This window comes from Pseudoalteromonas sp. S1727 (assembly GCF_005886375.1).
Taxonomy (GTDB): Bacteria; Pseudomonadota; Gammaproteobacteria; order Enterobacterales; family Alteromonadaceae; genus Pseudoalteromonas; species Pseudoalteromonas haloplanktis.
In genome coordinates this window covers 1-395 of record NZ_PNDT01000239.1, presented here as the reverse complement: position 1 = coordinate 395, position 395 = coordinate 1, and the positions used below count along the sequence as shown (strand labels likewise).

Annotated in this window: 1 protein-coding gene; it reads right to left on the bottom strand. The window is 43.0% G+C overall.

Annotated elements, in window-relative coordinates:
• Positions 1–395, bottom strand: a 395-nt coding sequence (locus tag CWB85_RS22560; protein ID WP_249314959.1) for an Ig-like domain-containing protein, incomplete at both ends; no start/stop codon positions are given.

The following is a 395-nucleotide window of genomic DNA, read 5'->3' as shown; positions in this document are numbered from 1 at the left end:
GGTGCGGTTAAATCTATCGCTAAACTTGTACTAGATGAGCCAGTTAAACCATCTTCACTAACACTAGCACTCACTGTGTAACTACCTTCAACAAGTGCATCATTGACCTCAATAGTCCATTGCCCAGCCGCAGCTTGAGTGGTCAATGTTTGTATCACAACACCTGCAGAAATAATCTCAATCGTTACATCAGTACCATCTCTGGCATCTGTGCTGCCAGAAATAGTCGGTGTGGTATCCATCGTCGGTTGTAAACTAACAATCGAAATAGTTGGCGCATTGGTATCTAATATTGCGTTACCAGTAGTCGAGGCTTGATTACCAGCAGCATCACTCACGTTAGCCGTAATAGTAATTGCACCATCATCTAAGGCGTCAATAATTTGTACTGACCA